The following is a 23,818-nucleotide window of genomic DNA, read 5'->3' on the forward strand; positions in this document are numbered from 1 at the left end:
TATGTCCGCCGTCGAAACACTGATCGTCCCGCGCTCCAGCGACCTGGGCGGCGGCCTGCAAGTCCGCCGGGCCCTGCCTTCCGCGCAGCGGCGCACTGTCGGCCCCTTTGTTTTCCTGGACAACATGGGCCCGGCCATGTTCGAACCGGGCAAAGGCGTCGACGTGCGCCCGCATCCGCACATTGGCCTGTCCACGGTTACGTACCTGTATGAAGGCGCGATGATGCATCGCGACAGCGCCGGCCATACCCAGGAGATCCGCCCTGGCGAGCTCAACTGGATGACTGCGGGGCGCGGCATCGTGCATTCCGAGCGCACGCCCGATGTGCAGCGCGGCGCGGGTCACCGCCTGTCCGGGCTGCAATTGTGGGTGGGCCTGCCCAGCCGCCATGAAGAAACCGACCCCGGTTTCGTGCACTATGGGCTGGACGCCCAGCCGGTGATCGAAGGCGAGGGCGTGCGCGCCCAAGTCGTGGCCGGTTCGCTGTTCGGCCGCACGTCGGCCGTGCAGACCCTGTCGCCGCTGTTCTTTGGCGACATTACCCTGCAGCCCGGCGCCACGCTGGTCGTGCCGGCTGAATACGAAGAGCGTGCCGCTTATCTGACCCGCGGCGCTGTGGAAATCGACGGCCAGGTCTATCAGCCGGGCCAGCTGCTGGTGTTCGCCGCGGGCCAGCCGGTGACAGTCCGCGCGCTGGATGCCGCACGCCTGGCAATACTGGGCGGCGAGCCGCTGGACGGACCACGCTTCGTCTGGTGGAACTTCGTGTCCAGCAGCAAAGAGCGCATCGAGCAGGCCAAGCACGACTGGCAGCGCGACCGCTTCAACCAGGTAGTGCCGGGCGACGAAACCGAATACATCCCACTACCCGCCCCACGCGCCTGACGGATATCCAGGCCTGCAGGGCAGGCACCCAGGCAGCAGGCGTCCGACCCGCCCACCTCAGCCAGGTGTCTGACACGGGCACCTCAGCCAGGTGTCTGACACACCCACCTCAGCCAGGTGTCTCACACGCCGCACCTCAGCCAGGTGTCTGACTCCCGCAGGGTGTCAGACACCAGTACGACTGAGCTACTCGTAGCACACTGCGGGGTCAGGCACCTTCGGAGCCTGACCCCTGTCCTGCAGCCGCATATGTCCAGGCGCTGCCAGGCACCCGACACGCCCACCTCAGCCAGGCGCCCGACCCGCCCACCTCAGCCAGGCGCCCGACACGCCCACCTCAGCCAGGTGTCTGACACACCCACCTCAGCCAGGTGTCTCACACGCCGCACCTCAGCCAGGTGTCTGACTCCCGCAGGGTGTCAGACACCAGTACGACTGAGCTACCCGTAGCACACCGCGGGGTCAGGCACCTTCGGAGCCTGACCCCTGTCCTGCAGCCGCATATGTCCAGGCGCTGCCAGGCACCCGACCCGCCCACCTCAGCCAGGCGCCCGACACGCCCACCTCAGTCAGGTGTCTCACACGCCCCACCTCAGCCAGGTGTCTCACACGCCCACCTCAGCCAGGCGCCCGACACGCCCCCCTCGGCCAGACGCCCGACGCGACGTCCTCTGCGGGTCGCCAGCTACATGCCGCGCGCGTACGCCTGCTGACGTTGCGCGACCAGGGTCTCGCGCCGCACGAAGTCGCGCACGAAGCCGTCGGCGGGGTGGTGGTGCAGGTTATACGGGGTATCCCACTGCACGATCTTGCCCTCGCTCATGACGCCAATGCGGTCGGCGATGGCGAAGGCTTCGGCCTGGTTATGTGTAACCAGGATGGCAGTGTGCCCGGTCGATTTGAGAATGTCGCGTACTTCGAAAGCCAGCCGTTCGCGGGTGTCCACATCCAGGTTGGAAAACGGTTCATCCAGCAGCAGCAGGTCGGGCGAGGGCGCCAGCGCGCGGGCCAGCGCCACGCGCTGCTGCTGGCCGCCGGAGATCTCGTGCGGATAATTATCAGCCGCGGCGCTCAGGCCCACCATGTCGAGCATTTCCCGCACGCGCGCCGCGCGCTCGGCCTTGCCCAACTTGCGCAGGCCGAAGGCGACATTCTGCGCGGCCGTCAGGTGCGGGAACAACGCGTAGTCCTGGAACATCATGCCCACTCGGCGCAATTCGGGCGCCACTTGCACGGTCGGCGACGAAATTACCGTGCCGTCCAGCGATATCTGCCCGGCGCGCACCGGCTCGAAGCCGGCGATGGCGCGCAGGATGGTGGTCTTGCCGCAACCCGATTCGCCCAGCAGGCAGCCGATGTGGCCGGCCGGCAGCGCCAGCGACAGGTCCTGCACCACGGGCCGCAGGCCTTGCGGTGTGTCGTAGGCAAGATGGATATGGTCCAGTTCAAGCAGCTCGGGCACGATGTCAATGTCCCATTTTCAGATTAGTGCGCGCCAGCAGAATAACCGGCAACAGGCCGGCCAGCACGATGGCCAGGGCCGCCACGGCGCCTTCTTCGTAGGTGCCGCGCGCGGCCTCGGCATAAAGCCAAGTGGCCAGCGTCTCGAAGTTGAGCGGCCGCAACAGCAGCGTGGCGGGCAGTTCTTTCATGGCGTCGACGAACACCAGCAGCGCGCCGGCGGCCAGCGCCGGGCGCAGCAGCGGCAGGTGCACGCGGCGCAGTGTGCCGCCGGCGGTTTCGCCCAGCAGGCGCGAGGCTTGTTCCAGCGACGGCGGAATGCGCGCCAGCCCGGCTTCGATGCCGCCCACCGACACCGCCAGAAAGCGCATGGTGTACGCGCAGACCAGGGCCCCCATCGACCCCATCAGCAGCAGGCCCTGGTTGCCGAACACCGCGCCCAGGTGGCGGTCGATCCAGGTAAAGGGCACGAGCAGGCCAATCGCCAGCACGGTGCCCGGCACCGCATAGCCCAGGCTGGCAATGCGGGCGCAGGCCCGGCCGGGGTTCAACCGCGCGCTTTCCCGCAGCGTGCGTCCCGCCCATGCCACCACCAGGCCGCAGCCCAGCGTCACGATCGTGGCCGTGAATGCCACGATCAGCGTATTCGACAAGCCATTGATCAACTGGTCCGACACACCGCCCACCAGGTGCAGACGCTTATAGGTCTCGACGATCAAATACCACGCTGGCGCCACGAACCCCAGCACCACCGGAATCCAGCCCAGCACCACGGCCAGCCATGCCGCGCCGCCGCGCAGGCGCCGCGGCTGCATCGGCCGCATGCGTTGCGTGTTGGCATAGCGCTGGCGCTTGCGGCCATGCCGCTCCAGCAGAATCAGCCCGACCACGATGGCCAGCATGGTCAGCGCGATCTGCGCCGCGCTGGCCAGGTCGGAACGCGTGATCCAGGTGGTGTAGACCGACACGGTAAGGGTCTGCACCCCCAGGAATTCCGAGGCGCCGATGTCGTTCAGCGTTTCAAGCAGCGCCAGGCTGGCGCCCACCGCAATCGCTGGCCGGGCCAGCGGCAGCGCCACGCGCACGAACACGCCCACGCGGCCGGCGCCCAGGGTGCGCGCCGCTTCGAGCAGACTGGCGGCCTGGGTCATGAACATGACGCGAGTGCTCAAGTACACATACGGGTACAGCACGAAACCCAGCACGAAAACGGCGCCGTAGATCGAGCGCAGGTCGGGCAGGCGGAACTGGCGCGGGCTGTCGTAGCCCAGCAGGGCACGGATGGCGGTCTGGATGGGTCCGATGGGATGCAGCAGATCCAGGTAGGCAAACGCAATAATGTACGTGGGCACCGCCAGGGGCAACAGCAGCGCCCAGGTCAGGATGCGGCGGCTGGGAAACTCGTACGCCGTCACCAGCCAGGCCGCGCCAGTGCCCAGCAGCGTTACCAGCACTCCCACGCCGACCAGCAGCATGGCCGTATTGGCCAGGGCCTGCGGCAGCACATAGCGGGCCAGGTGCGACCAGTGTGACAGGTCGGCGTGCATGGCTTGCCACGCCAGTGCCGCCAGCGGCAACAACACGGCCAGCGCGATCAGCGCGGCGCCCGCCAGCCAGCCCGCGCCGCGTTCAGGGCCGCGCAGCCGCCATGAGCGGGGCAAAGTTCGAATGTGCATGCTTCAGATGCGGCCAGATCGGCCCGGTGCCTGGCCCTAGCGGGGGACCGGACATTGGAGGCAGGCGATGCTGTTCCGTAAAAAACAGGTGTAAAAGGCAAGTGTCTGACACCCTGGGGGAGTCAGACACCTGTTTATGACACCTCGTTATCAGCCACGCCTTGCGGCGCCAGGTTTAATTGTCGAAACCCACCTTGTCGACCAGCTCGCTGGCCTGCTTGCGGTACTTGGCGATCTCCGCCACGGGCAGCGAATCGACCTTCAATTCGCCGAAGCTGGCCACCACCGGATCCAGCTTCACGCCAGGGCGGATGGGGTATTCATAGTTGGCGCGAGCGTACAGCGTCTGGGCCGGTTCGGAAACCAGGAATTCCAGCAGCTTGATGGCGTTGTCTTTGTTGGGCGCGTGCGCGGCGACGGCGGCGCCGCTGATGTTCACGTGCGTGCCGGTGCCGCCGTTCTTGAACGTGGGGCGCACCACCTTGATGGCGTCGCCCCACTTGCGGGCGTCGGTGCCGGGCTCGGCGTTCTTCATGTGGCCCACATAGTAGGCGTTGGCGATACCGATGTCGCAGATGCCGCCCAGGATGTCGCGCGCCACGTCGCGGTCGCCGCCCGCCGCCTTGCGGGCCAGGTTGGCCTTGACGCCGCGCAGCCACTGTTCGGTGGCTTGCGCGCCGTCATGCGCGATCATGGCCGCCACCAGTCCGGTGTTGTATGGGTGCTGGCCAGAACGGATGCAGACCTTGTTTTTCCATTGCGGGTCGGCCAGGTCTTCGTAGTGGAAGCTGTCCAGTTTCACGTCGTTGGCCACGTACAGCACGCGGTCGCGCAGCGACAGGGCATACCACTGGCCATCGGCGCCGCGCAGATTGGCGGGAATCACCGAATTCAGGGCGTCCGATTTAACAGGCTGCGTGACGCCGCCATCGACCAGGTCGACCAGGTTGCCGATGTCCACGGTCATCAGTACGTCGGCGGGCGATTGCGCGCCTTCGGCCTTTACCCGCTCAAGCAGGCCGTCCTTGATGAAAACCGTATTGACCTTGATGCCGCTTTCCTTGGTAAAAGCGTCCAGCATGGGCTGGATCAGCTTGGGCTCGCGAGTGGTGTACAGGCTGACTTCGCCAGCGGCCAGCGTCGGGCTGGCCAGCACGCTGCCAGCCAGCGCCAGCGCGCCCAGTAGCGGGGTCAGGGATAGGCGTCGGATCGACATGAGGGGCTCCGGTGCGTTGCATGAATAACAGACACGAAGCCGCGCCGGAAGGGCGGCGTAGCGCATCCGTTAACGAAAATGATTATCAAGTAGGTGTGACAATACCAGGAAGATGCAAGACGTTCAACTTGGTGTCAGACTGAAGGTTGGCGCCGTGATTTCTATCAAAGAGTTATAAGGGCATTACGGATTAATGAGACAAGTTATCAAGCAGTCACGGTAAAATAGGGATAACCCTTAGCCCCGCGCCCGTCTTTTGCACGGCGTGGCATTCCATCCGGCGCACCTGGTGCGTTGTACCTTTTTCAACGACATGGCAGCTTTCAACACCGAGCGCGTACTCAGCGTGCGCCACTGGAACGATACGCTTTTTTCCTTCACCACCACGCGTGACGCGGCCCTGCGGTTCCACAACGGCCACTTCGTCATGATCGGCCTCGAAGTCGAAGGCAAGCCCCTGATGCGGGCCTACAGCATCGCCAGCGCAAACTACGAAGAAAACCTCGAATTCCTCAGCATCAAGGTGCAAAACGGGCCGCTCACCTCGCGCCTGCAGCACTTGAAAGAAGGCGACACCATCCTGGTCAGCCGCAAGCCCGTGGGCACCCTGGTGGTCGATGACCTCAAGCCCGGCAAGCACCTGTTCCTGTTCGGCACCGGCACGGGCCTGGCGCCCTTCATGAGCATCATCAAAGATCCCGACGTCTACGAGCGCTTCGAAAAAGTCGTGCTGGTGCACGGTGTGCGCTGGGTCAGCGAACTGGCTTACGCCGACTTCATCGAAAAAGAACTCCCCAACAACGAGTTCTTCGGCGACGTGGTGCGCGAAAAACTCATCTACTACCCCACCGTCACGCGCGAACCTTTCCGCAACCAGGGCCGCATCACGGAACTGATCGAAAACGGCAAGCTCTGCCAAGATATCGGCCTGCCGCAAATCAACCCCGAAACCGATCGCGCCATGCTTTGCGGCAGCCCGCACATGCTGGCCGACATCAGCGCCATGCTCGACAGCCGCGGCTTCCAGGTCTCACCCGGAGTCGGCGAACCGGGCGACTACGTGGTCGAACGCGCGTTCGTCGAAAAATAAGCCCGGTTCGTTGTTTGCCCCAAAGCCTGTCCGATGTGAACCGGACGGGCTTTTTCATGCGCGCCTGATTTCCGCCCTGCGCCAAACCAGGTATCCGACTCCCGAAGTGCCCGGCACCGCCCCGCGCCAAGCCAGGTGTCCGACTCCCGGAGTCCCCGGCGCCACCCCGCGCCAAGCCAGGTGTCTGACTCCCGGAGGGTGTCAGACACCGAAGTGTGCAGCGACGATCTCAACCCCAACGGTGTCTGACACCCTGCGGGAGTCAGACACCAGCCACATCAGCTGCAACCGAGGCATCCCCCGGGCCTGCCAACATCCTCAAGCCAGGTATCCGACTCCCGGAGTCTCCGGCGCCGCCCCGCGCCAAGCCCGGTATCCGACTCCCGAAGTCCCCGGCGCCGTCCTGCGCCAAGCCAGGTGTCTGACTCCCGGAGGGTGTCAGACACCGAAGTGTGCAGCGGCTATCTCAACCCCAACGGTGTCTGACACCCTGGCGGGAGTCAGACACCAGCCACATCAGCTGCAACCGAGGCATCCCCCCCGGGCCGGCCAACATCTTCGGCGCCCCCGCGCCTGCCGCCGCTATTTCCCCTGCGCCGACAGGCACGCCGCGTCTTTGTCTGACAGCTTGTTCGCCTTCAGCCAGGTTTGCGTTTCTTCGGCGCCGGCCTTCTTCAGCGCGGCCATGATCGGCTCCGAAGGCGTAGTGTCGAGCGTCATCTTGTTTTCACGCATGCGGGTGTAGTTGGCCTGGATGCGTTGCTCGACGCCGGCCCACGATGCCGCCGACACGTCCTGCGCGGCCTTGGTCAGAATGGCTTGCTGGGTCTTGTCCAGGGCGTTCCAGGCATCATTGTTGATGATGGTGTAGCTCAGCGGAATCGAATAGCTGACCGCGGTGAAATTCGGCAAATGATCCCACAGACTGCGGCCCGCGCCGCCATCGCCCGAGGTCAGCACCGCATTCACTTCGCCGGCCGCCAGCTTGGCCGCCAGCGCCGAGTAGGGCATTTGCACGCTTTGCGCGCCCACCCGCTCGAATACCGATTTGCTGGTGGCGTCGTACGTGCGGATCTTCAGGGCCTTGACGTCGGCTTCGGTGCGCAGCGGCTCGACCGACCAAATGCCCGACGGCGGCCACGGCGTCACGTACAGCAGGCGCGCTCCCAGCGCCTGCAAGCGTTGCTCCAGGGCGGGGCGGGCGCAGGCGTACAGGGCATGAGCTTGCTTGAAATCCTTGGCCGCGAAAGGCAGCGACGACAGCAGGAACAGCGAATCTTTATTGCCCAGCACGCCGCCGAACAGCGTGCCCATCTGGGCCTTGCCGTCCAGCACGGCGCTGACCTGTTCGTTGCCCTTGTAGGGGTTTTGCTTTTCCTGCAGCGTCTGGACGTCAATGTCGCCCTTTGACGCCTGCTTGACCGCCTCGGCAAACTGCAGATCCGCCGCGGCGGTTATCGATGTGGCAGGGTATTCGTTAATCAGCTGCAGCGTGGCCTTGGACCACGCCTGCGGAGCGGCCAGCGCGGCGCACAGGGCGGCGGCCACGGCGGCATGACGTCGTTGAAGGTACATGTGCGATTCCCCCAGGGTTTAGTGTGATGGCCCTTCGATTTTTAGCACCGCGGCAGCGCCACGGACACCAGGGGGAAACGCGTAATATCCGCAGCCCTGCCAGGTGTCAGGCTCCCGCAGGTGCCTGACACCGCCATGCGCCACGGACGCTTCAGTCAAGCAGGGTCTGGCGCCCTGACGGGAGCCAGACACGTACAGCAGAACCTGGCAAGTACCTGGCCAGGCAGTACTTGGCAAGTACCCGGCAAGTCCTTTGCCGAGTGCTCATGGCCGTGCCGAACTCAGTAAACGGCTCATTCCGCCTTGATGCCCGCCTTCTTGATGATGTCGCCCCACTTTTGCGACTCGCTACGCTGGAACGCAGCCAGTTCTTGCGGAGTGGATGTCGCGGGGGTCGTGCCCGTGGAGTTATAGAAGTGCTGGGCGGCCTTGGCCTGGGTGGCCTTGATCAGCAAGTCGTTCAGCTTGGTCACGATGGCGTCGGGCGTGCCGGCCGGTACGTAGGCGCCGAACCAGTAGCCCATTTCGTACCCGGGCACGCCGGCTTCCGCAATGGTGGGCAGCTTGGGCGCCAGCGGCGAACGCTCGCTGCCGGTAAAGCCCAGCGCGCGCAGCTTGCCGGCTTCCACTTGAGGCAGGCCCGTGGCGCTATCGGTAACCATCATGTCGATCTGTCCGCCCAGCAAGTCGGTGATTGCCAGCGGGTTGCTCTTGTAGGGCACGTGCAGCAGCTTGATGCCGGTCATCTGCTGCAACAGCTCGCCTGCAATGCGGCTGCTGGAGCTGCCGCTGCCGAAGCTGAGCTTGCCGGGCGACTTCTTGGCCAGGGCCAGGAATTCGGTCACGCTCTTGGCCGGCGATGACGGATTGACCACCATGAACTGCCCACCCTTGCCAAGCAGAGTCAGCGGCGCGAAATCCTTCACGGGGTCGTAGGGCAGGCTCTTGTACAGATGCTCGTTGGCCGCCTGCGTGGTGTTGGTGGTGATCAGCACGGTGTAGCCGTCGGCCGGCGCGCGGGCCGCGGCTTGCGCGCCGATCATGGCGCTGGCGCCCGGCTTGTTCTCGATGACCACCGACTGGCCGGTCTGCTCGGCCACGCCCTGACCGATGGCCCGGCCCAGTTGGTCGGTGGCGCTGCCGGCCGCGAACGGCACGATAAACGTGATGGGTTTGCTGGGGAAGTCTTGCGCGGCGGCGGCCAGCGGCAGCGCGGCGCACAGGGCGGCAAGCAATCGTAGCGGGGTGATGCGCATAGGGAGTCTCCTGGTGTTGTTGTAGAAAATGCGAAAAATGCCGGGTTACCGTGCCGGCGGCACGTCGGCGGCGGGCTGGTCGCCCGGAATGTCCGGCAGGCGCCGGGCCAGTTCTGGGGCGACGTCCACCCGCAGATCCAGCAGATGGAACGACAGGCTCTTGCCGTGCGTGTCCAGGTTCAGGGCGTCGTTCACGCCGCCGTCCAGCACGCCTTCGAGCACGAAATTCATGGCGTGCAGGGTAGGGATCAGGTAGCGCGTGACGCGGGCAGGGCGGCGATACGCAAACCACTCGGCCACGCGTGCCTCGGTAACCTGCTCGGCCAGTACCGCGTAGCAGTCCGGGTCCCAGGCGATCAGGCTCAGGTTGGAAATATCGCCCTTGTCGCCCGAACGGCTGTGCGCCAGGCGGTACAGGGGCACGCGCAGCGTGTCGCGGGCATTCATCGCGCGGTCTCCATCATGGTCCAGCCGCTGTGCACGGCGTCGCGGGGAATCGTGCACGACACCATGTTCAGGCGGGGCCGCAGGGCGGTGCGTACGCCGCCGCCGCCGGCCGGGCCGCAGGTATACAGGGCAGTTACTTCACGCAGCAGCCGCTCGGCCACACGCGCATCGGGGTGCTCGGCGGCCAGGCGCAACCTGACGTCGCGGCCGGCGCCCGCCGGGCGCGCATCCAGCATGGCGCCATCGTCGTCGCCCAGGATGCTGAGCACGCCAATCAGATCCACCCGCAGGGTCAGCGCCCCGCCCAGCCGCCGGCGCACGATATCCGCCGCCAGGCGCGCGCGCGCCTCGGCCTGCACGCCGGCATACGAGATCTCGGCCTCGGCCAGCCAGCCGCCGCGATGGCAGACATTGACTTTCAGTTCGTCGGGCCGAGCATGGCCCTCGATGCCCTGCACCGCAACCCGGTCGGGGCCCAGCACTTGCACCGACGCCCGGCTGAAATCGGCCACGACGTCAGGCGTCAGATAGCGCGCCGGGTCGTGCACTTCGTACAGCAGTTGTTCCTTAACCGTGCGCGCATCCACCGCGCCGCCCGTGTCGTCGGCCTTGCCGATCACGAAGCCGCCGTCGGCGTCTATCTCGGCAATGGGGTAACCCGCCGCGTGCACGTCGGGCACCTCTTTCAGGCCCGGCACACAGAAATAACCGCCGGTGACCTGGGTGCCGCATTCCAGCATGTGGCCGGCCATGGTGGCGCGGCCCAGGCGCGCCCAATCGTCCCGTGCCCAGCCATAATGCGCCAACGCCGGCCCGACGGTCAGCGAGGGGTCCGCCACGCGGCCCGCCACCACGATTTGCGCGCCGGCGCTCAGCGCGTCGGCGATCTCGCCCGCGCCCAGGTACACGTTGGCGCTGACCACATCCATGTCGTCCAGGCGCGGCCCCAGCCGTTCGCGCAGCAGCGCGCGCTGCGCCGGCGTGGTCAGCGCATCGCCGTGCACCACCGCGATGCGTGGCGCCGGCAGGCCTTGCGTGCGCGCCAGGCCGGCAATGCAGCGCGCGGCGGCCGGCGGGTTGGCGGCGCCGAAATTACCCACGATGTCGATGCCCTGGCGCAGGCAGTCGGCCAGCACCGGCGCCAGCAGTTCTTGCAGCAGGGGCTCGTACCCGCCTTCCGGATCGGCGTTGCGCGCCAGCTGTGCCAGGGCCAGGGTGCGCTCGGCCAGGGTTTCGAAGATCAGCGCGCCGCCGCCGCGAGCGGCCAGCGACTGCACCACCGCCTGGGCGCCATCGGTGCGGTCGCCCGAAAAACCTGTTGCGCAGCCAATCAGAAAAGGAGAAGCAGCCATCATGGGTCCGTCAGCACGGCGCCCAGTGGCGCCTCGTATTGCGGCCACTATAGGCAGGCTTGCTTCATAAGTGAAATAGAAATATAAGATCAATTCATCCAGAGTTTGTATGAATTTATCCGCCCGCCAATTGCGTGCTTTCGTGGCCTTGGCCGACGAAAAGCACTTCACGCGCGCCGCCCAGCGCTGCCACCTGACACAGCCGGCCTTCAGCGCGCTGATCCGTGCGCTGGAAGACAGCGCCGGCGTGCGGCTTTTCGACCGCAACACGCGCAATGTCGAGCTCACCGCCGAAGGCCGGGTACTCGACGCCTCGGCGCGCCGGCTGTTGGGCGACTTCGAGCTGGTGGTGGAAGATCTGCGTGACCACGCCGCACGGCGCCGTGGCCGCGTTACCGTGGCGGCCCTGCCTTCGCTGGCGGCGGGTTGGCTGCCGGGCCTGCTGGCCCGCTTTCATCAAGACTACCCGGGCATCACGCTGCAACTGCGCGATGCGCTGCTGGACCCCTGCCTGGACATGGTGCAGGCGGGCGCCGCCGATTTCGCCGTGGCCGCCCAGCGCGCCGACATGACAGATCTGGAAAGCGAATTCCTGCACGCCGACCGCTTTTTCCTCGTATGCCGCAAAGACCACCCTCTGGCCGCGCGCGCCCAGGTGCGCCTGCGCGATCTCGGCCGCTGGCCGTTGATCCAGCTGGCCCGTGGCAGCAGCGTACGGCGCCATCTGGACGAAGCCTTGGGCGCCGCGCCGGCCCAGGCGCTGCTGGAAGTCGAGCACCTGGCCACCGTCACCGGCCTGGTGTCGGCCGGCCTGGGCATCAGCGTAGTGCCGGCCATGACCCTGTTTCACTTCCAGCGCGACGAACTCGCCATCAAGCCCCTGGCCGGCAAACCCTTGACGCGGCCACTGTACCTGGTGCGGCGCCAAGGCCGCAGCCTGTCGGTGGCAGCGCAGACCTTATATGACTTGCTGATGGAGCATCGGGAGCGGATCGGCGGGGTGTAATGGGGTGGGCTGTCGGACAGGTGTTCGTTGGATAGCTGTTTGTTGGGCAGATTTCGTTGGACAGGTTTCGTTGGACAGGTTTCGTTGGACAGATTTCGTTGGACAGGTGTCTGGCTCCGCAGGTGCCAGACACCGGATCATTGAGACAGTCGTTCCCCACAACGGCGTCTGGCACCTACGAAGCCAACCCCCCGCCACGCCATCAGACACAAAAACGGAACACTGTTTTCGCCCCAATCGTGGGAACTCCTCGCTTTCGCAAATGCCTATTGCTGTTTACACTTCAATAGTCCAGTCTGTTCCGACTGATCTTCCAGGATACGGCCCATGAGCAAGCAAATCATTCATACCGACGAGGCTCCCGCCGCGGTCGGCCCGTACTCGCAAGCAGTTGCCGCTACCGGCGGCAAGACGGTCTATCTGTCTGGCCAGATCGGCCTTGAACCCGGCACCGGCGACCTGGTGTCTGAAAACTTCGACGCCCAGGTACGCCAGGCCTTCGCCAACATGACGGCCGTTATCAAAGAGGCCGGCGGCACCCTGAACGACATCGTCAAGCTCACCCTGTTCCTGACCGACCTCAACAAATTCACGGCCGCCAACGCCATCATGGCCGAGCTCATTCCTCAGCCGTTCCCGGCGCGCTCCACGGTGGGCGTGGCCAGCCTGCCGAAGGGCGCGCAGTTCGAGGTCGAGGCCATTTTGGTGCTGTAAGCGGCGGCCCTGCGCCTGCTTCGGGCCCCGCCATGCCAGCAGCCACAGCCGCCGCACGCAAGACTTCCGGCGCCGCCACCGGCGCCGGGCGTGCGCTGACGGATGTACAGCGCAAGCTGCACAGCCTGGGGCTGGTCACGGCCGAAGACTGCATCCTGCACCTGCCGCTGCGCTACGAAGACGAAACCCGCATCGTGCCCATCGGCTCGCTGCGCCCCGGCGCCACCGCCCAGGTCGAGGGCGAAATCCTGCGCAGCGAAGTGCTGTACCGGCCGCGGCGCCAACTAACCGCCGTCATGGCGGACGACAGCGGCGAACTGCAATTGCGCTGGCTGAATTTCTACCCCAGCCAGCAGAAACAATTGGCCATCGGCCGGCGCCTGCGCGCACGGGGCGAAGTGCGTGGCGGGCTGTTCGGCCGTGAAATCGTGCACCCGCGCATGAGCAGCGCCGAAACGCCGCTGCCAGATGCGCTGACCCCCGTATATCCCAGCACCGATGGGCTGCCGCAGCCATCGCTGCGCAAGGCCATTGGCCAGGCCCTGCAGCAGGCCAATCTGGATGACACGCTGCCGCCGGCGGCGCTTGAGCGCTACGACCTGATGCCGTTCGCGCCCGCCATCCGTCTGTTGCATGCGCCGCCGCCGGGCGTTTCCGAACACGACCTGATCGAACGCGGCCACCCGGCCTGGCGCCGCATCAAGTTCGACGAACTGCTGGCCCAGCAGCTGTCGTTGGCGGCCGCGCGCGCGGCCCGCCGCAGTATCCGTGCCGAACCGTTGCCGGCGCAGGGTGGCGCGGGCGGCCTGGTGGCGCGCCTGTACGCAGCCTTGCCTTTCCAGTTAACTGGCGCGCAGCAACGCGTCGTGCAAGAAATTGCCGCCGACCTGGCTAAACCGTATCCCATGCACCGTCTGCTGCAAGGCGACGTGGGCAGCGGCAAAACCGTGGTCGCCGCCATCGCGGCCGCGCAGGCAATTGCCTGTGGCGCACAGGTGGCCCTGATGGCGCCTACCGAGATCCTGGCCGAACAGCATTTCCGCAAACTGGTGTCGTGGCTGCAGCCGCTAGGCGTGAACGTGGCCTGGCTAAGCGGCAGCCTGACCGCGAAGGCGCGCCGCCAGGCGGCGGCCAGCGCCGCCGATGGCAGCGTGCAACTGGTGGTAGGCACCCAGGCGCTCATCCAGGACCACGTCGAATTCCACCGCCTGGGCCTGTCCATCGTCGACGAGCAGCACCGCTTTGGCGTGGGCCAGCGGCTGGCGCTCACGCGCAAGGGCGAAGCGCCGCAGGGCCACACCGTGCCGCACCAACTGAACATGAGCGCCACGCCCATCCCCCGCACCCTGGCCATGACGTTCTTCGCCGACCTGGACGTCTCGGTCATCGACGAACTGCCTCCGGGGCGCACCCCGGTGGTCACCAAGCTGGTGTCGGATGGCCGGCGCGACGAGGTCATCGCCCACATCGCCCACGCCGTGCGGGAAGGCAGGCAGGCCTACTGGGTATGCCCGCTGGTCGAAGAAAGCGAGGCCCTGCAGCTGCAAACCGCGGTAGATACCTACGAGACCATGCAGGCCGAACTACCCGACCTGCGGCTGGGCCTGGTACATGGCCGCCTGCCGCAAACCGACAAAGCCGCGGTAATGCAGGCATTTCGCGACGGCGACATCGACCTGCTGGTGGCCACCACCGTCATCGAAGTCGGTGTCGACGTGCCCAACGCTTCGCTCATGGTCATCGAGCACGCCGAACGCTTCGGCCTGGCCCAACTGCACCAATTGCGCGGCCGGGTAGGGCGGGGCAGCGCCGAATCCGTGTGTGTGCTGCTGTACCAGACGCCACTATCGCAGGTGGCGCGCCAGCGGCTGCGCGCCATGTTCGAAACCTCAGACGGCTTCGAGATCGCGCGCCGCGACCTGGAACAACGCGGTCCCGGCGAGTTCCTGGGCACGCGCCAGTCTGGCGTAACGCTGCTGCGCTTTGCCGACCTGGAGTCCGACGTAGGCATCGCAGAACAGGCGCGCGAGGCCGCGGCCTGGCTGCGAAACGAATACCCCGCCGCAGTCGAGGCCCACCTGGCGCGCTGGATGCGCGGCCGCGAAGACTTCCTGCGCACATGAAACCCTTCCATCACTCCGCTTTCCGCGGCCGCTTCTAGCAAGGTATGTATCGCCATGACTCTGACCGAACTTAAATACATCGTCGCAGTCGCGCGCGAGCGGCACTTCGGCCGTGCGGCCGAAGCCTGTTTTGTCAGCCAACCCACGCTGTCGGTCGCCATTCGCAAGCTGGAAGACGAACTGGGCGTAACTCTGTTCGAGCGCGGCGGCGCCGAAGTGGGCGTTACCGCCATCGGCCAGCGCATCGTCACGCAGGCGCAAAAAGTGTTGGAAGAAAGCGCCAGCATCAAAGAAATTGCCCGCCAGGGGCACGACCCGCTGGCCGGCCCGCTGCGCGTGGGCGTCATCCACACCATCGGCCCCTACCTGCTGCCGCGGCTGGTGCCCATGCAGATCGCGCGCACCCCGCAAATGCCGCTGCTATTGCAGGAAAACTTCACCTTGCGCCTGGTGGAACTGTTGCGCCAGGGCGAAATCGATTGCGCCATCATGGCGTTGCCCCTGCCCGAGGCCGGCCTGGTCACCCAGCCCCTGTACGACGAGCCATTCGTGGTGGCCGTGCCGCGCGACCATGAGTGGGCCGAACGCCAGGCCATCAGCTCCGAAGACCTGAAACAGCAGACCATGCTGCTGCTGGGCACCGGCCATTGCTTCCGCGACCAGGTGCTGGAAGTGTGTCCCGAACTGTCGCGCTTTTCAGCGGCCAGCGACGGCATCCAACGCACCTTCGAAGGCTCGTCGCTGGAAACCATTCGGCACATGGTGGCCGCCGGTATCGGCGTGACTGTGCTGCCGGTTACCGCCGTACCCGAGTCGCCGCAGCCCAAATCGCTGCTGCGCTACCTGCCGTTCGAAGGCGTGCCGCCCGAGCGCCGCGTCGTGCTGGCCTGGCGCCGCAGCTTTCCGCGCCTGGCGGCCATCGAGGCCCTGGCGCAGGCCGTTTATGAATGCGGGCTGCCCGGGGTGAAGATGCTGGATAAAGAGGCGGTGCCCATTTGAGGAATGTTTTGTATCCAAGCAATACCAGCCTGATAATCCCGCCAGCCGAACCCGATTTTTATCTTGTTCCGATGGTATTCTTGTATCGTCTTTATCCTTAAATAAAGGAGAACTAAATGGCCAAATCGTCCAAAGCAGCCGGTAACGCTGGGCTTCGCATCAACATCGGCATTTCCGACAAAGACCGTACCGCGATCGCGGGCGAACTTTCCAAGGTGCTGGCGGATTCCTACACGCTGTACCTGATGACCCACAATTTCCACTGGAACGTCACTGGTCCGCTGTTCAATACGCTGCACCAGATGTTCATGACCCAGTATTCCGAAGAATGGGCCGCCCTGGATGACATTGCCGAACGTATCCGCGCGCTGGGCGTGCATGCCCCGGGCACGTATCGTGAGTTTTCCAAGCTTTCCTCCATTTCCGAGCCGGGCGCAGTGCCTGATGCCATGGAAATGGTGCGGCTGCTGGTCAAGGGCAACGAAGCGGTCTCCAAGACTGCCCGCGCCGCCTTCGACAAGGCCGACAGCGCCAACGATCAGCCCACCGCCGATCTGCTTACCCAGCGCATGGACATCCACGAGAAAAACGCCTGGATGCTGCGCAGCCTGCTTGAATAAGCCTGGCGCACCGGGCGCACGATAGCGAAGAAGTCAACTCATTGCCGGCCGCCGTAGGGCGGCCGCGCATTTTGTATTGTGAAAAAAATCAATTTTTCGCAGCTCGGCATGCAATTTCCCGGCCACCAGGCTTGGCGATGGCTCATGGCGCCGCTTTGGGTGCTGGCGCTGGCTACGGGAGCAAAATCTTTCGAAGGCAATCCCCTGATAGGTAGCCGGGCCTTGAACAAAAGGGGGCTATTTGTAGCACGGGCCAGGTTTGCCCATTTCATGGCGGGCCTTCGGCGGCGCAAACTGGCACATTTAATTAGTGATCAGGATAGACGGGATTTCGATCGACAAGGGTACATACTAAAGCCGGACTTTCTTCCAACGGAGGTATTCGAGGCCATATATAACGAGATTATGATGACAGAAGGCGGGGCTCGCCAAATGCAACAGGGCCACACCATTACTCGACGCCTGCCATTGGATCGCCGTATTCTCAAACAGATGCCAGCTACTCGTCATTTTCTGAAAAGTCATTTATGGCGCGATCTGTTGAGTTACGTAGCGGCATCCCGCTGTTATCCGATGAATTATGTGCAGTCGATATATACACAAGTGCGCCAGGGGCGGGGCGATCCTCAAACGGTGCTGCATTCCGACACCTTCCACCCTACGGTAAAGGCGTGGTTGCTTCTTACCGACGTCGGGCGAGACGATTGTCCGCTGATCTATGTGCCTGGATCCCACAAGCTCAATCTTCGCCGCCTCGCCTGGATGCGCCGTAAGTCGTTACAAATGCCGACACCACAAGACCGAATGAGTTCTCGTGGCTCTTTGCGCATTACGCCGAACGAGTTGGCTAGATTGGGATACGCAGAACCTCGAGCACTGGTTGCCACGAAAAATACCCTGATTGTTGCGGATACCAGTGGTTTCCATGCGCGCGGCCAAAGTCGCTATCCTTGCACTCGTGTCGAAATCTGGGGGTACGGACGCACTAACCCATTTCTGCCCTGGACAGGTTGTGACATACGGGGGCTGCCCGGGGTGCAGGATCGCGCGACACCCATTTACTGGGGGATTCTGGACATGATGGAAAAATTGGGCTGGAGGCGCAATCCATGGCGTCGGATGCCGCCCGTACCGGAGACTGATCATAGCCACCGAATTCCGCGATAAACAACAACCAAATTGTGTGTTGATTACAGGCGCTACCGGTAGCATTGGCGGTGCGCTGGCTTTGGAGTACGCCAAAGCCGGGGTCGATACGCTAATTCTCCAAGGCCGCAGAACTGAACGCTTGGCGGAATTGGCGCAACTGTGCCGTCGTGAGGGGGCCCAAGTAGAGACGCATGCTCTCGATGTGCGCGATCATGCCTCCCTAATAGCGTGGTTGACGCAGATATGTGAGGTTCATGCTCCGGATCTCGTCATTGTGAATGCAGGTATCAACATTAATGTTGGTTCTGACCGGCAAGGCGAGATTTGGCAAGATGTACACGAATTACTGGACGTCAACGTCAAAGCCGCTTTTGCTACCGTGCACGGTGTGCTGCCATTCATGCGGAAGCGTGGCCAAGGGCAGATTGCACTGGTGAGCTCTCTAGCTGCGTGGCGGGGGCTGCCTGAAACACCGAGCTACAGCGCCAGCAAGGCGGCCATCAAGGTCTATGGTGAGGCCATGCGAGACGGTCTGGCCGCGGAAGGCATACGCTTCAACGTCATCATGCCAGGCTATGTTGAATCTCCGATGTGTTTCGACATGCCCGGGCCTAAACCGTTTCTGTGGACGGCAGCGCGGGCCGCTCATGCGATTCGGCGGGGTTTGCATGCCAATCGAGCCCGAATCAGTTTCCCATTTCCGCTGAATCTGGGTTGCTTTCTGCTGTCTGTCATTCACCCGTCCGTATCTGGGTGGATATTGCGCAGGCTGGGCTACCGTGTTTAAGGATTACTGGCTCGCAATACTACCCGCATATCTGTTCGGCCTGGTGCTTTCCTTGCTGGCCGAGCGGTTTCTGACGCCTCGGCCGGTTCTGCCTTGGCAGCGGCCGGCTTGGACGCTGGGCGTTCACGTCGGTATATGGACACTAATGTTCGGGTTGGAGGCGGCCCTTTTTCGTCGGCCGTACTTTGGCGCCACCAACGTACTGGCCATTCAGGCGTTGATCATTCTCGTCAGCAACGCCAAATATCAAGCCCTCAGAGAACCCTTCATCTTCCAAGATTTCGAGTATTTCCTCGACGCCGTCAAGCACCCCAGATTGTATTTGCCATTTTTCGGGCTGACGCGCGCGCTGGTGGCCTCTGCCGGCTACGCTCTGGCTCTGTGGGTAGGTCTGTCCTGGGAGCCCTCCATGGCCGGAATTGCAATCAGCAATCCATGGAATTCCGCGACAGCTTTCGTGCTATTCACTCTGTCTATCGTAGCGGCGGGATTTGCGGCCGCCTTGTTAGCAGGACGCCGCAGGATGGAGGTGTTCAATCCCGCCGAAAATCTAAAGCAATTGGGATTGGCCGCCACGCTATGGGTGTATGGACGCGCCGAAAGGCAGGCGACCAGCACGATACGCCAAGGCGCGCCTTTTGCTCGTATGGCATTCCCTGCAATTTTGCCGAAATCACTGCCTGATATGGTGGTGATCCAGAGCGAATCGTTCTTCGATGCCCGTCATACATACTCTCAACTGAGGGAAGACATCCTGAGCAATTTCGATCGGCTGAAGGCAGAATCCGTTCAATATGGCGCGTTGAACGTCACTGCTCGGGGCGCTAATACGGTACGAACCGAGTTCAGTTTTTTGTCTGGAATGGCGGCCGCGGACCTTGGCATACATCAGTACAACCCTTATCGCCGGTTGGCACAGCAGAGCTTTCCGACTTTGCCGTCGCACCTAAAAACCCTAGGCTATCGTACGGTCTGTGTGCATCCATATCATCGCAGTTTTTACCGCCGCAATACGGTCATGCCATTACTGGGGTTCGACCAGTTTATTGGTATCGAGGCGTTCCAGGACGCCGTGCGCGATGGTCCGTACGTCGGAGACCAGGCGCTGGGCAAACATGTATTGGGGCTACTCGGCGGCGGAGAGGGTAAACCCCTATATGTCCACGTCATCACTATGGAAAATCATGGGCCGTTACATTGGGAAACTGTAACCGAAGCAGACAGCGAGGCATTGCTTCGCATGCCCATCCCTCCCGGTTGCGAGGACTTGGTGGCATATGCCCGCCACCTGCGCAATGCCGACTTTATGTTGGGTGGACTCGCACAGGGCCTAAAAGACCGAGCACGCATGACCGCGCTTTGCCTATACGGTGATCACGTCCCCATCATGCCTGCCGTGTACAGCAAGTTGGGGGCCCCATCGGGTGAGACTAACTACATCTTGTGGCGGTCAGATGGGCCTGGATTGGCGCGAGATCAAGTGTGTGACATTAGCGAACTTGCATTTGCGTATTTGAGGGTGGCGGGGCTGATGGCCCCCTAGGCAGTTGGCACCTGCAAGCTGTTCAGAGCCGAATAGTTTTCAATTGTGGGGGCAAAAAATACATATAGAAATATATGAAGAAAAATTGTCTATTTTTTGCCCGGCGCCGTAATGGCTAAAGAGATTAATGTCGGTACAATTCCGGCCTCGCTCATAATCAATGGCGATGCAGGGCCGCCGCCGATAACGCTACCAAAAACGCTGGAATTTGTAGGGTTCTGGTATATAAGATGATAAATTTTCAGAAATTGAAATCCAAGCGCCTGATGGTCTGGGTTGTCGGTATTCCGATGGCAGTTGCGCTTATTTATTACAGTTTCTTTGCGCTAGATCGATATGTCAGCGTGGCGCAGGTGGCAGTGCGTCAGGTCGGAACTAACGAGACGCCGCAGGTTCCGGGGTTGGCAGTTATGCTCAGCGGCCTGAATCCCACTTCCCGGGAAGAAACGCTGTATTTGAGGGAGTTTTTGACCTCTCAGGACATGCTCAATGTCTTGCAGGAGAAGATAAACTGGTCCGAGCATTACGCTCAGCGCTGGTGGGATCCTCTTTATTGGCTGTTTGCCGACGCGCCGCAAGAAGATGTACTGGCGTACTATCAGCGCGTGGTAACGGCGTATTTTAATGAGCAAACCGGCTTACTTAGCCTTAGCGTGGAGGCGTTTGACCCTGAATTTGCGCAGCAGACACTCGACATCATGCTGCAAGAGAGTGAGCGCTTCGTGAATGAGCTTTCGCATCGAATGGCGCGAGAGCAAATGAACTTCGCAAAGAGTGAATTGGCCAACGCCCGCAGAGCGTACGAAGAACGCCGTGAAGCATTATTGACATTTCAGAGCGCCAATAGTCTGTTGGATGCTGAGGCGGCCGCCAAGGCACGTGCTGAAGTCATTTCGGAGCTTGAGGCGAGTTTGACCAAAGAGCGTACTACGTTGAAAGGCTTGCTCGCGACCTTGGATTCCAATACGCCGCAAGTCCGCCAACAGCGAAATCGCATTCAGGCGATGGAGCAGCAGTTGGCAGCTGAAACCCGGCGCTTGGTTTCACAGCAAGGTGGGGACAAGCTCAACGTAGTGGCATCGCAGTACCGGAATTTGACGATCGACGCGGCTATCGCCGAGGAGGCGTACAAATTCGCAGTCAGCTCTGTTGAAACCGCGCGTATTGAAGCCAGCAAGAAGTTGCGCAGCCTGGTCACTGTCGTATCGCCTAATCTGCCAGACAAGGCTATCTATCCAGATCGCATTTATAACCTAATTACATTGTTTATTGCGTTTTTGCTGCTCTACGGCATAGCCCGTTTCGTAATCGCTGCCGTTGAAGACCATCGCGACTAACCACATAAGAACATGACTATGAACTCTCGTCTCATTCTACGCGTGTCGGTCTTGTGTGCCCCCCTCTTGCTGGCTGGCTGCGGAAGTCTGCTTTCTTCCGCGGGTCCATCTCGCTATGCCGTAATGAATAGCGACGAATCGCAGGAATATAAACTGATCGATCTTAGCGCCGCCACGATTGCGCCATACATGCGGCCTCAAGAAGCGGAACCTGACGCCTCCGTCGCATTACCCTCTGTACCTGAAATTCGATTGGTGCCAGGCGACGTGATGCGCGTGATGATTGCCGACAGCGCAATGGAAGGCGCATTGTTCGCACCCCTAGCAGCTGGGGGAACTGTATTCGACAGTGTGCGAGTGAATAGCAAGGGCGCCATTTCGCTACCATATCTCGGAAATCAGCGAGTCGCTGGAAAGACTCCTGGACAGGTAGAGGAGTTAATTCGAAAAAAACTGAAAGGAATTACCACTGACGTTCAAGTCCAGGTCGGTTTGACAGGTGATTTGTCTGGCTCCGTGCTGGTGGTCGGGGCGGTGAAGGAACCCGGTCGTTTTTCCGCTTTGGAAGGTCCACTTACGCTTCTCGATGCTATTAATCGTGCTGGCGGACCGGTGCTGGAGCCGCACCTGATTCGCGTAGTGGTTCGGACGGGAAAAAAATCCTATTCCTTCAACTATCAGGAACTTCTGTCGGGAAAGAATCAGATAGTACCCCCTGGCGCGGAGGTGGTGCTGGAACGAGCTCGTAAGCGCTTTGTTGCTATGGGGGCTGTGGGCGATCCAGGTCTGCATGATCTGCCATCGAACAATCCTAGCTTGTTGGAGGTGCTGGGCAGCGTGAAAGGCCTGGACGAGGTAAAGGCAGATGCCGCTGGAGTATTCGTGTTTCGACTCGTTGATCAGTTCGATCCGGAAACCGGGAAAAATGAACCACAGGCCGAAGTATTTCGCTTGAACCTGAAAGAGCCCGCTGCCATGTTTCTGGCTCGTCAATTCCTGGTGCAGCCTGAAGATGCTATCTATGTGACCAATGCCGCGGTGTATGAATGGCAGAAGATAATTTCGCCAATTGTACAGGTGCTAGTGCTGGGCCGGACGGTCAACAACGGTTTTTGAATCTCGCCATGAAAAAGCGCTCTTCATTCTCCATCACTCGCGCTGTAGTTTTTGCGCTTGTCCTGCGTGAAATGCAGACCCGTTTCGGGGCCCGCCGAATGGGGGCGTTCTGGATGCTGTTTGAACCGATCGCGCACATCACGTTCTTGATGTTCTTAATGACGGTGGTAAGAGGCCGGCATTTGCCCGGATTCGATTATCCGATTTACCTTTTGACAGGTTTGGTGCCGTTTTTCCTGATGCGGAATATTTCGCTGAAAATGATGGAGGCTATAAACGCCAACCGCCCTCTTTTCGCGTACCCTAATATTAAGCCATTTGACACTTTCCTGGCTCGACTTATTGTTGAATGTTCGTTGTCGGCTTGTATCTACGTGCTGCTGCTTTGTGCCATGGGGTTTTGGCTGGGCTACGATATTTCTATACATGCGCCACTGAGTTGGTTTGTGGCGTTATTGACCGGCATAGCCTTCGCATTTGGCCTCGGCTTGGTTTTATGTGTTGTGGGCGAAGCTATGCCGAATTCCAAAACATTTATTAGATTGATGTTTTTGCCGCTGTACTTGATATCTGGAGTTATTTTTCCTATTTGGATTCTACCTATCCGCTACATGGAGTGGCTGCTGTGGAATCCCTATTTGCATATCATCGATAATTTACGCTATTCAGTGTTTGAGCATTATCCACGTATGCAAGGAATCAGTTTCGTATACCCGGTGGAGGTCACGCTTGTGCTGCTGTTTTGCGGGATGGTTCTATACCATTTACGGCGACGAGTATTGGTGGCGATATGATAGAAATTCGCAACGTAACCAAATCATATCTGCATCATAAGGGTGGACGAAAATTCGTATTTAAGAATCTGTCTTTCGTTGTGCCAGAGGGTCGGAATGTGGCTCTGATAGGACGGAATGGCGCCGGTAAGTCGACGCTGATGCGGCTGCTTGGTGGATTGGATGTCCCCGATAGCGGCCGGATTGTGACGGATAAGAGCATATCGTGGCCAGTGGGGTTAGCTGGAGGATTCCAAGGCTCATTGACTGGCCGTGAAAACGTAAAGTTTGTTTGCCGTGTTCAGGGATTTCACGGTGAAGAGATGAAACGTCTGGTCAATTTTGTGGAAGATTTCGCCGAGATAGGCGAGTATTTTGATTTACCTGTCAAGACTTACTCATCCGGCATGCGAGGGCGTGTTTCTTTTGGTCTCAGTCTGGCATTCGATTTTGACTATTTCTTGGTCGATGAAGCAATGTCTGTAGGTGATGCACATTTTCGGGACAAGGCAGCTCAGGCTTTCAAGGATCGTGTTGGCAAAGCCAATATTATTCTTGTCACTCATGGAATGGGGCAAGTGCGAAAAATGTGCGACTACGTGCTTTTAATAAAGGATGGCATGGTTCATCCGTTTGAGGATATCGAAGCCGGTATCGCCGCTTATCAGGCCGTATAGCAGCGCAAGGCTGCG

Annotated in this window: 21 protein-coding genes; 14 read left to right on the forward strand and 7 right to left on the reverse strand. The window is 61.7% G+C overall.

Features of this window, described 5'->3' with window-relative positions:
* Window position 1 precedes the first annotated feature (1 nt).
* On the forward strand, window positions 2-886 hold the full coding sequence (locus tag BPET_RS11545) for a pirin family protein (protein ID WP_012249190.1): 885 nt from the start codon (window positions 2-4) through the stop codon (window positions 884-886).
* Window positions 887-1,571: 685 nt separating this feature from the next.
* On the opposite strand, the gene BPET_RS11550 is transcribed toward BPET_RS11545, so the two are convergent.
* From BPET_RS11550 to BPET_RS11560, 3 genes are all read right to left on the reverse strand, one after another.
* On the reverse strand, window positions 1,572-2,348 hold the full coding sequence (locus tag BPET_RS11550) for an ABC transporter ATP-binding protein (protein WP_012249191.1): 777 nt from the start codon (window positions 2,346-2,348) through the stop codon (window positions 1,572-1,574).
* A gap of 4 nt (window positions 2,349-2,352) precedes the next feature.
* Complete coding sequence (locus BPET_RS11555; RefSeq protein WP_012249192.1) at window positions 2,353-4,023, reverse strand: ABC transporter permease; 1,671 nt, start codon at window positions 4,021-4,023, stop codon at window positions 2,353-2,355.
* A 175-nt stretch (window positions 4,024-4,198) separates the two neighbouring features.
* Window positions 4,199-5,239, reverse strand: a complete 1,041-nt coding sequence (locus BPET_RS11560; protein ID WP_012249193.1) for a Fe(3+) ABC transporter substrate-binding protein — start codon at window positions 5,237-5,239, stop codon at window positions 4,199-4,201.
* Between the two features lie 313 nt (window positions 5,240-5,552).
* Here BPET_RS11560 and BPET_RS11565 point away from each other — a divergent pair, with 313 nt between their 5' ends.
* Window positions 5,553-6,329 (forward strand): ferredoxin--NADP reductase, encoded by a 777-nt coding sequence (locus tag BPET_RS11565; RefSeq protein WP_012249194.1) that lies wholly within the window; start codon window positions 5,553-5,555, stop codon window positions 6,327-6,329.
* A 582-nt stretch (window positions 6,330-6,911) separates the two neighbouring features.
* On the opposite strand, the gene dctP is transcribed toward BPET_RS11565, so the two are convergent.
* The 4 genes from dctP to BPET_RS11585 form a co-directional block, all read right to left on the reverse strand.
* Complete coding sequence (dctP, locus tag BPET_RS11570) at window positions 6,912-7,904, reverse strand: TRAP transporter substrate-binding protein DctP (RefSeq protein WP_012249195.1); 993 nt, start codon at window positions 7,902-7,904, stop codon at window positions 6,912-6,914.
* 293 nt (window positions 7,905-8,197) lie between these two features.
* Window positions 8,198-9,160 carry a Bug family tripartite tricarboxylate transporter substrate binding protein gene (locus BPET_RS11575; protein ID WP_012249196.1) on the reverse strand — a complete coding sequence of 321 codons (963 nt, stop codon included), beginning with the start codon at window positions 9,158-9,160 and terminating at the stop codon, window positions 8,198-8,200.
* Window positions 9,161-9,205: 45 nt separating this feature from the next.
* Window positions 9,206-9,607, reverse strand: coding sequence for an AtuA-related protein (locus tag BPET_RS11580; protein WP_012249197.1), 402 nt, complete (start codon window positions 9,605-9,607; stop codon window positions 9,206-9,208).
* The gene (locus BPET_RS11585; protein ID WP_041863834.1) at window positions 9,604-10,959 is read right to left on the reverse strand and encodes an acyclic terpene utilization AtuA family protein; all 1,356 of its coding nucleotides are present in this window, start codon (window positions 10,957-10,959) and stop codon (window positions 9,604-9,606) included. Before BPET_RS11585 ends, BPET_RS11580 begins: the two co-directional genes overlap by 4 nt.
* Before the next feature lie 109 nt (window positions 10,960-11,068).
* Here BPET_RS11585 and BPET_RS11590 point away from each other — a divergent pair, with 109 nt between their 5' ends.
* The 12 genes from BPET_RS11590 (at window position 11,069) to BPET_RS11640 (ending at window position 23,803) form a co-directional block, all read left to right on the forward strand.
* On the forward strand, window positions 11,069-11,965 hold the full coding sequence (locus BPET_RS11590) for a LysR family transcriptional regulator (protein ID WP_012249199.1): 897 nt from the start codon (window positions 11,069-11,071) through the stop codon (window positions 11,963-11,965).
* Between the two features lie 327 nt (window positions 11,966-12,292).
* Window positions 12,293-12,679 (forward strand): Rid family detoxifying hydrolase, encoded by a 387-nt coding sequence (locus BPET_RS11595; RefSeq protein ID WP_012249200.1) that lies wholly within the window; start codon window positions 12,293-12,295, stop codon window positions 12,677-12,679.
* A gap of 32 nt (window positions 12,680-12,711) precedes the next feature.
* Window positions 12,712-14,802, forward strand: a complete 2,091-nt coding sequence (gene recG, locus BPET_RS11600; RefSeq protein ID WP_012249201.1) for an ATP-dependent DNA helicase RecG — start codon at window positions 12,712-12,714, stop codon at window positions 14,800-14,802.
* A 54-nt stretch (window positions 14,803-14,856) separates the two neighbouring features.
* On the forward strand, window positions 14,857-15,801 hold the full coding sequence (locus BPET_RS11605; protein WP_012249202.1) for a LysR substrate-binding domain-containing protein: 945 nt from the start codon (window positions 14,857-14,859) through the stop codon (window positions 15,799-15,801).
* Window positions 15,802-15,917: 116 nt separating this feature from the next.
* Window positions 15,918-16,421 (forward strand): Dps family protein, encoded by a 504-nt coding sequence (locus BPET_RS11610; RefSeq protein WP_012249203.1) that lies wholly within the window; start codon window positions 15,918-15,920, stop codon window positions 16,419-16,421.
* A gap of 78 nt (window positions 16,422-16,499) precedes the next feature.
* A complete protein-coding gene (locus tag BPET_RS26005; RefSeq protein ID WP_231852682.1) occupies window positions 16,500-17,588 on the forward strand; it encodes a phytanoyl-CoA dioxygenase family protein in 1,089 nt (362 codons plus the stop codon).
* Between the two features lie 16 nt (window positions 17,589-17,604).
* Complete coding sequence (locus tag BPET_RS11615) at window positions 17,605-18,357, forward strand: SDR family NAD(P)-dependent oxidoreductase (protein ID WP_012249205.1); 753 nt, start codon at window positions 17,605-17,607, stop codon at window positions 18,355-18,357.
* Window positions 18,350-19,900 (forward strand): LTA synthase family protein, encoded by a 1,551-nt coding sequence (locus BPET_RS11620; protein ID WP_012249206.1) that lies wholly within the window; start codon window positions 18,350-18,352, stop codon window positions 19,898-19,900. The genes BPET_RS11615 and BPET_RS11620 overlap by 8 nt, the downstream gene beginning before the upstream one ends.
* A gap of 230 nt (window positions 19,901-20,130) precedes the next feature.
* Window positions 20,131-21,237 (forward strand): ABC transporter permease, encoded by a 1,107-nt coding sequence (locus tag BPET_RS11625; protein WP_012249207.1) that lies wholly within the window; start codon window positions 20,131-20,133, stop codon window positions 21,235-21,237.
* Window positions 21,238-21,360: 123 nt separating this feature from the next.
* Window positions 21,361-22,353: a polysaccharide biosynthesis/export family protein gene (locus tag BPET_RS11630; protein WP_231852683.1), complete on the forward strand. Its 993-nt coding sequence runs from the start codon at window positions 21,361-21,363 to the stop codon at window positions 22,351-22,353.
* A gap of 8 nt (window positions 22,354-22,361) precedes the next feature.
* Window positions 22,362-23,147: an ABC transporter permease gene (locus tag BPET_RS11635; protein WP_012249209.1), complete on the forward strand. Its 786-nt coding sequence runs from the start codon at window positions 22,362-22,364 to the stop codon at window positions 23,145-23,147.
* Window positions 23,144-23,803 (forward strand): ABC transporter ATP-binding protein, encoded by a 660-nt coding sequence (locus BPET_RS11640; RefSeq protein WP_012249210.1) that lies wholly within the window; start codon window positions 23,144-23,146, stop codon window positions 23,801-23,803. The genes BPET_RS11635 and BPET_RS11640 overlap by 4 nt, the downstream gene beginning before the upstream one ends.
* The last annotated feature ends 15 nt before the right edge of the window (window positions 23,804-23,818 follow it).

Source organism: Bordetella petrii, assembly GCF_000067205.1.
Taxonomy (GTDB): Bacteria; Pseudomonadota; Gammaproteobacteria; order Burkholderiales; family Burkholderiaceae_B; genus Bordetella_A; species Bordetella_A petrii.

Excerpts from the sequence above, each read along its gene's own strand:
- BPET_RS11545 (WP_012249190.1), top strand. The coding sequence starts at position 2 with ATGTCCGCCGTCGAAACACTGATCGTCCCGCGCTCCAGCGACCTGGGC.
- BPET_RS11555 (WP_012249192.1), bottom strand. The coding sequence starts at position 4,023 with ATGCACATTCGAACTTTGCCCCGCTCATGGCGGCTGCGCGGCCCTGAA.
- BPET_RS11560 (WP_012249193.1), bottom strand. The coding sequence starts at position 5,239 with ATGTCGATCCGACGCCTATCCCTGACCCCGCTACTGGGCGCGCTGGCG.
- BPET_RS11565 (WP_012249194.1), top strand. The coding sequence starts at position 5,553 with ATGGCAGCTTTCAACACCGAGCGCGTACTCAGCGTGCGCCACTGGAAC.
- dctP (WP_012249195.1), bottom strand. The coding sequence starts at position 7,904 with ATGTACCTTCAACGACGTCATGCCGCCGTGGCCGCCGCCCTGTGCGCC.
- BPET_RS11575 (WP_012249196.1), bottom strand. The coding sequence starts at position 9,160 with ATGCGCATCACCCCGCTACGATTGCTTGCCGCCCTGTGCGCCGCGCTG.
- BPET_RS11580 (WP_012249197.1), bottom strand. The coding sequence starts at position 9,607 with ATGAATGCCCGCGACACGCTGCGCGTGCCCCTGTACCGCCTGGCGCAC.
- BPET_RS11585 (WP_041863834.1), bottom strand. The coding sequence starts at position 10,959 with ATGGCTGCTTCTCCTTTTCTGATTGGCTGCGCAACAGGTTTTTCGGGC.
- BPET_RS11590 (WP_012249199.1), top strand. The coding sequence starts at position 11,069 with ATGAATTTATCCGCCCGCCAATTGCGTGCTTTCGTGGCCTTGGCCGAC.
- BPET_RS11595 (WP_012249200.1), top strand. The coding sequence starts at position 12,293 with ATGAGCAAGCAAATCATTCATACCGACGAGGCTCCCGCCGCGGTCGGC.
- recG (WP_012249201.1), top strand. The coding sequence starts at position 12,712 with ATGCCAGCAGCCACAGCCGCCGCACGCAAGACTTCCGGCGCCGCCACC.
- BPET_RS11605 (WP_012249202.1), top strand. The coding sequence starts at position 14,857 with ATGACTCTGACCGAACTTAAATACATCGTCGCAGTCGCGCGCGAGCGG.
- BPET_RS11610 (WP_012249203.1), top strand. The coding sequence starts at position 15,918 with ATGGCCAAATCGTCCAAAGCAGCCGGTAACGCTGGGCTTCGCATCAAC.
- BPET_RS11625 (WP_012249207.1), top strand. The coding sequence starts at position 20,131 with ATGATAAATTTTCAGAAATTGAAATCCAAGCGCCTGATGGTCTGGGTT.
- BPET_RS11630 (WP_231852683.1), top strand. The coding sequence starts at position 21,361 with ATGAATAGCGACGAATCGCAGGAATATAAACTGATCGATCTTAGCGCC.
- BPET_RS11635 (WP_012249209.1), top strand. The coding sequence starts at position 22,362 with ATGAAAAAGCGCTCTTCATTCTCCATCACTCGCGCTGTAGTTTTTGCG.
- BPET_RS11640 (WP_012249210.1), top strand. The coding sequence starts at position 23,144 with ATGATAGAAATTCGCAACGTAACCAAATCATATCTGCATCATAAGGGT.